Below are 11469 nucleotides of genomic sequence, written 5' to 3' on the forward strand. Positions count from 1 at the left end.
CGAACGGGGCGACTCGTCAGGCGGTGTCCGCCGGCTCGGCGCCGGGCACGCGGAAGCGGTCGATGGCCTCCCGGTGCCGGGCGCGGAGCTCGTGGTCACGGACGCCGAGCCCCTCCTCGGGGGCGAGGGCGAGCACGCCGACCTTGCCCTGGTGGAGGTTGCGGTGGACGTCGTAGGCGGCCTGGCCGGTCTCCTCCAGGCGGTACGTCTTGGACAGCGTGGGGTGGATCTTCCCCTTGGCGAGCAGCCGGTTGGCCTCCCATGCCTCGCGGTAGTTGGCGAAGTGGGAGCCGACGATCTTCTTCAGGGACATCCACAGGTAGCGGTTGTCGTACTCGTGGTTGTAGCCGCTGGTGGAGGCGCAGGTGACGACGGTGCCGCCCTTGCGGGCGACGTAGACGGAGGCGCCGAAGGTCTCGCGGCCGGGGTGTTCGAAGACGATGTCGGGGTCTTCGCCGCCGGTGAGTTCGCGGATGCGGGTGCCGAAGCGCTTCCATTCGCGGGGGTTCTGGGTGTGTTCGTCGCTCCAGAACCGGTAGTCCTCGGCGGTGCGGTCGATGATGGCCTCGGCGCCCATCCTGCGGCAGATGTCGGCTTTCTGGGGGCTGGAGACCACGCAGATCGGGTTGGCGCCGCCCGCCAGGGCGAACTGGGTGGCGTAGGAGCCGAGTCCGCCGCTGGCGCCCCAGATGAGGACGTTGTCGCCCTGTTTCATTCCGGCGCCGTTGCGGGAGACCAGCTGCCGGTACGCGGTGGAGTTGACCAGTCCCGGTGCGGCGGCCTCTTCCCAGGTCAGGTGCTTGGCCTTGGGCATCAGCTGGTTGGACTTGACGAGGGCGATCTCGGCGAGACCGCCGAAGTTGGTCTCGAAGCCCCAGATCCGCTGCTCGGGGTCGAGCATGGTGTCGTCGTGGCCGTCGGCGCTCTCCAGTTCCACGGACAGGCAGTGCGCGACGACCTCGTCACCGGGCTTCCAGGCGTTGACGCCGGGGCCGGTGCGCAGGACGACGCCCGCGAGGTCGGAGCCGATGACGTGGTACGGGAGGTCGTGGCGCTTGGCGAGGGGCGAGGTGCGGCCGTAGCGCTCCAGGAACCCGAAGGTGGGCAGCGGCTCGAAGATCGAGGTCCACACGGTGTTGTAGTTCACGGAGCTGGCCATCACGGCCACCAGCGCCTCACCGGGCCCGAGTTCGGGCACCGGCACCTCCTCCACGCGCAGCGACTTGCGCGGGTCCTTGTCGGCGGAGGCCATACCCTCGAAGAGCCCGACGTCCTCCTTGCGGACGACCACGCCCCGGTAGCTCTCGGGTAAACGGAGGGCGGCGATATCGGCCGCTGCCGCTTCGCCGGATACCAAGGCCCTGGCTATTTCCTGCATCGGATGTCCTCGTGCGGCGTGCCTATACGCCCATGGGGGAGCCTTCAGGCCGAGCCGGGCCGGCATCATGACGTTGTTACCGGCGGTCCGTTGCTCGACGATCTTCCCATTCTGCACACGACCCATGTTCGGCATAAGTATTTCGAAGGTCTCGACGCGACGGCGTCCGCAAGAAGGCGGACTGTGTCAACTTCCCTACCGCGAGCCCGCTCTCCCGGCCGGGCGGAGTACCGGGCGGGCGCTCCGCGTCTCCGGACGTGCCCGGCCGGGCGGTCACGACATCCGGGGCGATGAATTCCCGGGTCTTTTCGATGTCGCCGGAATTGAATCCCCGTAAATGCCGGTGATCGCGTCCGAGGGGCGCCGGGGCGTCGTGGATCCCGTCCCGGAGAAGAAGGCCGGACCGCGGAGGGCGATCCCCCGCGTGGCCGGGCTGTGACGGTACACCCGCGCCGCGCCGCCCGTACGTCACCCCCCTCCCCGTCAGCCCCTGAAGTCCCGCTCATCCATTAGTGGTTCGGATTTCCCGCCGGGCCGGGACGGGTGCGACGATGCGCTCTCCCTGACCCGAACCGCGAGGAAATGGAGCCTGTATGCAGCGATCTGGGGGAGCACCGGCCGGCAAGTGGAGCCGCTGGGGAGCGTTGCTGACGGCGGCGGCCGCCACGGCCCTCGCCGCCCTCCCGGCGCCCGTGGCCGAGGCCGCGCACGGCCCGTCGGGAGTCGCCGCGAAGGGCGCGTACCTGCTCGACGGCGGCGCCAACCGGGCCTTGTGGTCCAAGGCCCCCGACGTCAGACGGCAGATGGCGAGCACCACCAAGATCATGACGGCCGTGGTGGTGCTCGACACCCCCGGCGTGGACCTCGATCGGCCCGTCGCCGTCAAGCAGGTCTACCGCGACTACGTCACGCGCACCGAGGCCAGCACCGCCGACCTCCGGACCGGCGACAAGCTCACGGTCCGCCAGCTGCTGTACGCGCTGATGCTGCCCTCCGGCTGCGACGCCGCGTACGCCCTCGCCGATTCCTTCGGCACCGGGGACAGCGAGGCCGAGCGCACCAAGTCGTTCATCGGCAGGATGAATCAGCGGGCGGCGCAGCTGGGGCTGCGCGACACCCGGTACGACTCGTTCGACGGCATCTCGTCCCACGGTGGCAGCTACACCACGCCGCGCGACCTGGCGCAGCTCGCCCGGCACGCGCTGCGCGACCGGACCTTCCGGCAGGTGATCGGCGCGATGAGCACCCAGCAGAAGGCCGTCAACGTCAACCGCCTCTACACCTGGTACAACACGAACAAGCTGCTCGGCTCCTACCGCGATGTGATCGGGGTCAAGACCGGCACCACCTCGGGCGCCGGGCCCTGCCTGGTCTTCGCCGCGCAGCGCGGCGGCCGGACCGTGATCGGCGTCGTCCTGAACGACTCCTTCGACCGCCGCTACCCCGACGCGGCCAGGATGCTGGACTTCGCGTACGGGAAGCACACTCCGCTGAAGCTCCGTCAGCTCCCGGAGTTCTCGCGCGAGGACTGAGCCCGAGGGCCGAGTCGGCCGTCGCGTGCGGGCCGGACGAAATCCGCGCGCGACGGTATACGGCCACGCGAGGACGACCGGCCTGGAGGTGATCATTCCACGCCTCCGCCGCGAGCCCGGACCCCGAAAAGGGTCCGGGCTCGATTTATACCTGAACGAGTGAACCGTCAGCAGGTAACTGGGGGATGCCGAACTGCCCCGTGTGCGGGGGGAGATAGAGTCCTTCCTGTCCGGAAACGGGCGCCGGGCCGCTGCGTTCGCCGACGGTATCGGACTGGATCACCGTCCCCCCGGAGACCGTTCACCACCCCGAGCCCGACTCCTCCTCCTTCGGCGCGCCGCCGCGACCAGCGGCTTCCGCGCGCCCCTGGGCCCTACCCCTGCCCGAGAACGGGAGCGCACCCACTCACTTCGTCCGACGACCCCTGGAGGCGCCATGTCCGCCCGAAAAGAGCCACGAGTCAGCGCCCCCCGGGGCCCGGGGGTCGTGACACCGGAGCTCCCGGTCACCGTCACCGCGGGCGCGGGACCGGGGGCTCGGTGACGCTCCTGGGGCGGCGGGCCGCCCATGACATCCCCGTATCCGCCAGCGAACTCCTGCTGTTCGGCGGCCCCTTGCGGTTCGAGCGCCCCTATGTCACCCATGAACGGCCGCTGCTGCGGATGACGTTCTGGGCCATGGCGCGCCGGTTCCCCGCGATGGTCGCCACCGTGGGGCGCGCCGCCTGGCGCGAGGACCCCGCCGCGCTGCTCGCGCTCCTGGGCGCCGAGCTGGGGCAGGGGCTGGCGCGGGCCTTCGGCCTGGTCGCCACCAACCGCGCGCTCGTCGCCCTGTTCTCCGCCGGGCCCACACCCGAACGGCTGGGCCACGCCCTTCCGGCGCTGCTGGGCGTCACCTCCGTCGCCGCCGTCTCCGCCCTGCTGTCGTGCGTCTCCGTCGCCGCCGCCGGGCAGCTGGAGCCCAAGGTGGAGCGGGCGTGCACCGCCCGCTTCTACCGCGCGGCGGTCCGCGTGGAGCTCGCGGCGCTGGAGGACAAGGAGTTCCACCGCCTCCTCGACGCCGGCCGCTTCGGCACGGACTCCGTGCGGATGATGCTCAGCTCCTCGGTGACCGTGGTCAACGCCCTGATCGGACTGCTCGCCGCCGCCGGCGTCCTGCTGCTGCTGCACCCGGCGCTGGTCGGCATGCTGCTGCTGATCGCCGCCCCCAAGGGCTGGGGCGCCGTCGTCTCCGCGCGGCGGCAGTACGCCTCGCGGCACGCCTGGATCGAGCACCGGCGTGCCATCTCGGTGATCACCTCCACGCTCACCGCCCAGGACTGCGCCGCCGAGATCCGGGTGCACGGCGCCGGCCGGATGCTCGTCGACGCCTACGACGACATGTCCCGGAGCATGGAGCGGGAGTCGTCGCGCCTCGCCCGCGCGCAGGCCGCCACCCAGAGCGCCTCCTCCGCCCTGTCCGGGCTCGCCGCCGTCGCGGCCTACGGCGTGCTGTGGCTGCTGCTGGCCTCGGGCGGCATGCCCCTGGCCGTCGCCGGCACGGCCGTGATCGCCGTCCGGGGCGCCAGCGCCGGCCTCACCTCCCTGGTCACCCAGGTCAACCGGCTCTACGAGGAGGCCATGTACCTCAGCGACCTGGAGGAGGCGTGCGGCGCCGCCGAGCGGCAGGCCATCCCCACGGGCGGCACCCCGCTCGCGGGCGGGGCGGAGGAGATCCGCCTGGACCATGTGACCTTCGCCTACCCCGACGCCTCCGCCGTCGCCCTGCACGACGTCACCCTCGTCATCCCGTCCGGGAAGGTCGTCGCCCTCGTCGGCGCCAACGGCTCCGGCAAGACCACCCTGTCCAAGCTGGTCGCCGGGCTCTATCTGCCCACCTCCGGGCGGCTGTCGTGGAACGGCGTGGACGTCCGGGACGGCGACCGCGACCAGCTCTTCGACCGGGTCGCCGTGCTCTCCCAGGACTTCCCCCGCTGGCCCATGACGGCCCGCGCCAACATCCACATCGGCCGCCCCGGGCAGCCGCTGGACCAGACCCGCATCGACCGCGCCGCCGCCGAGGCCGACGCCACCGACGTCGTCACCTCCCTCCCGTACACCTGGGACAGCCTGGTGCTCAAGGGCTTCGAGCGCGGCACCCAGATCTCCGGCGGGCAGTGGCAGCGACTCGGCAGCGCCCGTGCCCGCTACCGCCGCGCACCGCTGCTCATCGTGGACGAGCCCACCTCCGCGCTCGACCCGAAGGCCGAGGCCGAGGCGTTCCGCTCGCTGCGCTCGCTCGCCGACGACGGCACGACCGTACTGCTGATCACCCACCGCCTCGCCGCGACCGCGACGGCCGACCTCATCTACGTCCTCGACCGGGGCCGCCTGGTGGGCAAGGGCACGCACCAGGAGCTGATGGCCGTCGAAGGCGGTCTGTACCGCTCGATGTACGAGCTCCAGGCCGCCCAGTACGGCGTCGGCACCGCCCTGTCCCCTTGTCCCGAAGCCGCCGAGGCCCGGACGACCCCCGACCGCGCACGGCGCAACGGTTCTTCTCATGCACAGCCCGTCCAGACCTGACGGCGGCCGGGTTGCCCCGAAGGGCCCGAAGGAACTGCCTCCCGAACCGATGGGACCGCTGGCGAGCACCTTGCGCGACGTCTTCGGATGCGTAGGGGTAATCATGGCCGCAGTGCTCATCTCCATGCTCTGTGTCCACTTGAGTCACGCGTTCCCCGAGCTCTCCGCCAAATGACGGAGGTGGGAGGCGTCATTACGAGCCAACGGCGGGGATGACCTGCCCATGCTCTGGCGGACCGGGATGGCGCCTCCTACGATTCGAACGCTCCCCGTCCCACGGGCCGTTGGAGAGTTCATTGTCATGGGCATGACTTCAAATGTCGCGCCTTCACCCACCGGGAGGCGCTCGCTCCCGGCACCCGGCCCGCACCCAGTCGCTCGTTCCCAGGACCATGGATAGGAGACACCATGCCCGGCGGTCTTTTCGCGGGTGCCGCGATCGCGGCCCTGTTCGCCACGCCGATGTCCACGTTCGACGCATCGGTGATCGTCAACCCTCCACCGGACAAGATCGTGATCGAGGTCGCGTCCGTCAACGGTTCGGGGTGTCCCATCAACACCGCGGCCGTGGCCGTCTCGCCCGACAACACGGCCTTCACCGTCACCTACAGCCAGTACCTGGCCCAGGTGGGCCTGGGCTCCAAGCCGACGGACTTCCGTAAGAACTGCCAGCTCAACCTGGTCGTGCACGTACCCCAGGGCTTCACCTACGCCATCGCCAGCGCGGACTACCGCGGCTACGCCAAGCTGGAGGCCGGCGCGACCGGGCAGCAGAAGGCGTCGTACTACTTCCAGGGCTCCTCCCAGACGCTCCCGATCGTCCACAACTTCAAGGGCGCCTACGAGGACAACTGGCAGTCGACGGACCGGGTCGACGTGGCCGCGCTCGTCTGGGCGCCCTGTGGCGAGAGACGGAACTTCAACATCAACACCGAACTGAGGGTCAACGCCGGCACCTCGGACCCCACCAAGACCAACAGCTTCATGGCCATGGACTCCACCGACGGTGACATCAACACCATCTACCACCTGGCCTGGAAGGAGTGCCCGAAGCCGTAGACGGCCGAGAGGCCGGTGCGACGAACGGTGCGACGGGCGGGCCCGCAGGCCGACGCGGGTCCGCCCGGCTCGTCCCGGCGCCGTCGTCCCCGAGCCGGTGCCCTGGTGCCGGTGTCCCGGCCCTGCGCTACGGGCGGGAAGGACTTTATTCCGGCCTCATCCCGCCCCACCTGCGGAGATAGCGCTCCGCAGCACGCCGGTGACCATCGGGGTATAGACCTCTGGCGAAAAGCGCGCGAATGTGGGGGGAACCACGCGAAGACAAGACGGCCCGAGAACGAACCCCCGCAGGACCGTACCGGCGTCGGAGAGACTTCCCGCCCCCAGCGCCCTTCGTGCTACTTCGATCGCACGTGAGCCCCATGCCTGCTATCAGCCGCGACACCGTGAGTGCCGCACACGCGGTCGGCGCCCCCGCCGGCGCCCCCGAGCCCGTCGCCGACCGGCTCGTCCCGCCCCGGCGACCCCTCGGCCCCTGGGGCCCGGGCATCCCGCTGTGCATGCACAGCCGGCCCGCCCGCAGGAGGCTGCACGCCCTGCACCTCCCGTCCGTGCCCGGCCACCCCTCCGGCTCCACCTCGCTGCCCGCGACCACCGGCTCCGTCTCCGCCGCCCGCAGGTTCGCCACCCGGCTGCTGGCCGAATGGGGACTGGACGAGCTGGCGGACGACACCGCGCTGCTCCTCTCGGAGATCGTCACCAACGCCGTCGTGCACGTCCCCGGCACGGCGGGCATCGAGCTCCTCCTCACCCGGGGCCAGGGCCACCTCGTCGCCCAGGTCACCGACGCCGGAGGCCGGCTGCCGCACTGCGGCGAGGCCGACCCGGACAGCGAGAACGGGCGCGGGATGTGGCTCGTCGAGCAGATCGCCGCCCGCTGGGGCCACCACGCCTCCGGCAACGGCAAGACCGTCTGGTTCACCCTTCCCCTTCCGTAGGTCCTTCCGCCGTCCCCCTCCGCGAACCGGCCCGTCCGCAGGCTCCTCCTCCGGTTGCGGGCACGTCCGCTGTGTGCAGCGGGCTGCGCGGTGGGCCGGTTCGGAGAGACCATGGAAGTCGCGCGCGGCGCACACAGGCGCAGCCGCCGGTCCGGGTCTGACGGCGCGGGGCTGCCGCACCACCTCCGCGGGCGGAAGGAGGACCCGATGGGGACGACCGACGCCGACGGCTTCCGGTCGGAACCCGCCCGGGCCGCGGGCGCCCCCTACGAGCCCGGCGGGCTGCTCGACCTCCTGAACGTGGCCGCCGTGGTCCTCGACGAGCGTGGCCGGATCGTGCTGTGGAGCCCGCAGGCCGAGACCCTCTTCGGCTGGAGCGCCGCCGAGGCCCTCGGCCGCTACGGGGCCCGGCTGCTCGTCGTCGACGAGGACCTCGAAGCGATCCTGGAGCTGTTCGCCAAGGTGATGGAGGGCGGCGAGTCCTGGGCCGGCGGCTTCCCCGCCCGGCACAAGGACGGCGCCACCCGCCTCGTCGAGTTCCGCAACATGCGGCTGGAGGACGAGAGCGGCCGCTTCTACGCCCTCGGCATGGCCACCGACCAGCGGGTCCTGCGGCGCGTCGAACGCGACCTGGCGCTCTCCCTGCAACTGGTCGACCGGTCCCCGATCGGCCTCGCCGTCCTGGACACCGGCCTGCGGTACGTGATGGTCAACCCCGCCCTGGAGCGCATGCACGGGCTGCCCGCCGAGGCCCACCTCGGCCGCCGGGTCGGCGAGGCCCTGCCGCTCGCGGACGCCGCCGGGATCGAGGCGGCGATGCGCGGGGTACTGGCCACGGGCACCCCGCTGCTGGACCGCTTCGCCGTGGGCCGCGAGGGCGGCGGCGCGGCCGAGGACCAGGCCCAGCTGATCTCGTACTACCGCCTGGACGACCCCGCCGGCCGCGTGCTGGGCCTCGCCACCTCCGTGGTCGACGTCTCCGACCGCTACCGCGTCAACGCCGAGGCCCGCCGCCGGACGGCGCTGATCGCCGAGGCTTCCGTCCTCATCGGCACCACCCTCGACCTCGACCAGACCGCCCGGGAACTCGCCGACACCGTGGTGCCCGGGCTCGCCGACGTCGCCGCCGTCGACGTCCTCGACACCGTCCTGGGCGGCGACCACGCCGCGCCGGAGAGGCGGTCCGCGGTCTTCCGGGCACTGGCCGTCGCCTCGGCCGACGCCCCCGAGGCCGTACGCGCCGCCGACCCGCCGGGGCAGATCGCGCGGTACGCCGCGGACCGGCTCGTCACCCGCTGTGTGAGCACCGGCCGGCCGGTGCACCTCCCGCACGTCCGGCCGCGGGACCTGCCGCGCATCGCCCGCGACGACGACGCCGCCGAGCTGCTGGCCCGCGCCGGCCTGCACTCCTACCTCGCCGTGCCGCTGATCGCCCGGGGCGAGGTGCTCGGCGCCCTGGACCTCAAGCGGCTCGCCAACCCCAGACCCTTCAGCGAGGACGACGTCGCCCTCGCCTCGGAGCTGGCCGCCCGCGCCGCCGTCTGCATCGACAACGCGCGCTGGTACCAGCGCGAGCGCTCCACCGTCCTCACCCTCCAGCGCAGCCTGCTCCCGCAGCGGCCGCCGCACCTGGTGGGCCTGGAGATCGCCTACCGCTACCAGCCCGCCGGTACCGCCGGCCAGGTCGGCGGCGACTGGTTCGACGTCATCCCCCAGACCGCCGACCGGAGCGCCCTGGTCGTCGGCGACGTCATGGGCAGCGGCATCAACGCCGCTGCGGCCATGGGCCAGCTGCGCACCGCCGCCCGTACGCTCGCCCAGCTCGACCTGGACCCGGCGCGGGTGCTGCACCACCTGGACCACACCGCCGGTGATCTGGACCAGATGATCGCCACCTGTCTCTACGCGGTGTACGACCCGCACCAGGGGCTCTGCCGCGCCGCCAACGCCGGCCACCTCCCGCCCGCCCTCGTCCGCCCCGGCGCCCGGCCCGTGCTGCTGGAGCTGCCGGCCGGCGCCCCGCTCGGGGTGGGCGGCGTCCCCTTCGAGAGCGCCGACCTGCGGCTGGCGCCGGGCGACGCGGTCGTGCTGTACACCGACGGGCTGGTCGAGACCCGCGACCAGGACATCGACGTCCGTCTCGACGCCCTGCTCACGGTCCTCGACGACGCCCCGCACGATCTGGAGGCGACGTGCGACCTGCTGCTGACCACCCTGCGGGACGGCAACGACCAGGACGACGTGGCCCTGCTCATCGCCCGTGTCACCGGGCGGCCCTGACCGGGCGTCAGGCCGGGGCGCGGGGGCTCAGCCGTGCAGCTGGATGCGGTACGACGCCCGGTCGCCGTCGAGCGTGATGCGGGCCTCGCCCACCGCGCCCGCGTAGCTCCCGGTACCGCCGGTGACGGCCGCGGTCACGGGGTAGGGACCCCGCCCGAAGCGATCGCTCATGGACGTCAGGACGAGGGTGCCGCCGTCGGTCCGCAGCACCCGCTGGCACTGGGTGACCACGCCCTCGTAGCGGGCCAGCACGACGTCGCAGCGGTCGCTCGCGTCGCCGACCCGCTTGCCCGCGGACTCCCGGCCGTCCTTGCCGACCGTGGTGGCGTGCAGATCGAAGTAGGTCACCCAGCTGTCGCCGGTCTTGAGGTGCTCGGGCTGGGTGTCGGCCTTGCGCACCGTGGTCAGCCGGAGCTCCTTATCCCCGTCCGCCGAGGCGGGTTGCAGGGACAGCACGCTGAACGTCACGGCACCGGCGGCGGCCACCGCGGCGGCGGCGATACCCATCGTGCGGCGGGGACGGTCACGGAACATGGGTCCTCCAGGTCGAATCGGGCGCGGCCCACCGCGCGGGCATCCCCCTCACCCGTCCCGCCCGGCACCGCGTTCACCTCGCCGCCGACCGTATCGCGGAGCGGCCGCCCGCCGACACGGTCGCACCCGCCAGAAAGCGCCATTCCGTCCCGTAGGAGGAAACGCGTGGCCGGATATCGGACGACTAGGCGAAAGAGCCCGGGCCGTCCGGGAGTTCCTCCTCCGTCGGGTACGAGGGCTGCGCGCCCGGCCGGGTCACCGAGGCGGCGCCGACCCGCACCGCGTAGCGGGCCGCCCCCGCCAGCGACGCCCCGCGCGCCAGCCTGGCGGCCAGCGCGCCGGTGAAGGCGTCCCCGGCGCCCGTCGTGTCCACGGCCTCGACCCGGACGCCCGGCACCCTCACCGCCTCGTCCGTAGCCGGTCCGGCGCCCGGGCCCGCGCCGGAGGCCGTGGTCCGGCCGGCCGCCGGCCCGGCGTCCAGGACCAGGGCCCCGTCGCCGCCCAGGGTGACCACGACCGACCGGGCGCCCCGCTCCCGCAGCGCGCGGGCCCAGTCCTCGGGACCGCCGCCGGCGAGCCCCGACAGCTGCCGGGCCTCGTGCTCGTTGACGACCAACGGGTCGGCCGCCGCGAGGAGTCCGGGCGCCAGCTCCGAGGGCGCCGGCGAGGGGTTCAGCACCACCCGGGCGCCGGTCTCCCGCGCGACCGCGACCGCCGCCCGCACCGTCTCCGGCGGGATCTCCAGCTGGAGCGAGACGACGGCCGAGGCGGCGACGGCCTCGCGCGCCTCCGCCACGTCGGCGGGGGAGAGGCGGGCGTTGGCCCCCGGGGACACCACGATGGTGTTGTCCCCGTCCGGCCCGACGACGATCATCGCCGTGCCCGTCCGGGCGCCCTTCTCCACCCGCACGTGCCGTACGTCCGTACCGGCCGCGCGCTGCCCGTCCAGGAGCAGTTCGCCGAAGGCGTCGTCACCGACCTTCGCCAGCAGGGCCGTCCGCGCGCCGAGCCGGGCCGCCGCGGCGGCCTGATTGGCGCCCTTGCCACCGGCCGACTCCACCAGGTCCGTACCGAGCACGGTCTCGCCCGCGACCGGCCGGCGGTCCACCCGGACCGTCAGATCCGCGTTGGCCGAACCGACCACCAGGACGTCGTACACGTTCTCCCGCTCACTCATCGCCAC

General features: G+C 72.8%; 8 protein-coding genes. 5 read left to right on the forward strand and 3 right to left on the reverse strand.

Annotated features, from left to right (window positions below; translation table 11 throughout):
* Positions 1 to 16: 16 nt before the first annotated feature.
* Entirely contained in the window at positions 17 to 1378 is a 1362-nt protein-coding gene (gene ccrA, locus AF335_RS06075) for a crotonyl-CoA carboxylase/reductase (RefSeq protein WP_102917247.1), read from the reverse strand.
* 593 nt (positions 1379 to 1971) lie between these two features.
* Here ccrA and AF335_RS06080 point away from each other — a divergent pair.
* The 5 genes from AF335_RS06080 to AF335_RS06100 all read left to right on the forward strand — a co-directional run bounded on the left by AF335_RS06080 (position 1972) and on the right by AF335_RS06100 (position 9752).
* Positions 1972 to 2910, forward strand: coding sequence for a D-alanyl-D-alanine carboxypeptidase family protein (locus AF335_RS06080; RefSeq protein ID WP_102917248.1), 939 nt, complete (start codon positions 1972 to 1974; stop codon positions 2908 to 2910).
* Between the two features lie 549 nt (positions 2911 to 3459).
* Positions 3460 to 5475 carry an ABC transporter ATP-binding protein gene (locus AF335_RS06085; protein ID WP_228773004.1) on the forward strand — a complete coding sequence of 672 codons (2016 nt, stop codon included), beginning with the start codon at positions 3460 to 3462 and terminating at the stop codon, positions 5473 to 5475.
* A gap of 408 nt (positions 5476 to 5883) precedes the next feature.
* Complete coding sequence (locus tag AF335_RS06090) at positions 5884 to 6534, forward strand: DUF4360 domain-containing protein (RefSeq protein WP_102917249.1); 651 nt, start codon at positions 5884 to 5886, stop codon at positions 6532 to 6534.
* Positions 6535 to 6920: 386 nt separating this feature from the next.
* Positions 6921 to 7472 (forward strand): ATP-binding protein, encoded by a 552-nt coding sequence (locus tag AF335_RS06095; RefSeq protein WP_170127607.1) that lies wholly within the window; start codon positions 6921 to 6923, stop codon positions 7470 to 7472.
* A 207-nt stretch (positions 7473 to 7679) separates the two neighbouring features.
* A complete protein-coding gene (locus AF335_RS06100) occupies positions 7680 to 9752 on the forward strand; it encodes a SpoIIE family protein phosphatase (RefSeq protein WP_102917251.1) in 2073 nt (690 codons plus the stop codon).
* A gap of 27 nt (positions 9753 to 9779) precedes the next feature.
* Here AF335_RS06100 and AF335_RS06105 read toward each other — a convergent pair whose 3' ends face one another.
* The gene (locus tag AF335_RS06105) at positions 9780 to 10286 is read right to left on the reverse strand and encodes a hypothetical protein (RefSeq protein WP_102917252.1); all 507 of its coding nucleotides are present in this window, start codon (positions 10284 to 10286) and stop codon (positions 9780 to 9782) included.
* A gap of 184 nt (positions 10287 to 10470) precedes the next feature.
* Positions 10471 to 11463, reverse strand: a complete 993-nt coding sequence (locus AF335_RS06110; protein ID WP_102917253.1) for a ribokinase — start codon at positions 11461 to 11463, stop codon at positions 10471 to 10473.
* Positions 11464 to 11469 lie beyond the last annotated feature (6 nt).

The organism is Streptomyces eurocidicus, assembly GCF_002891295.1.
In the GTDB taxonomy this organism is placed as follows: domain Bacteria; phylum Actinomycetota; class Actinomycetes; order Streptomycetales; family Streptomycetaceae; genus Streptomyces; species Streptomyces eurocidicus.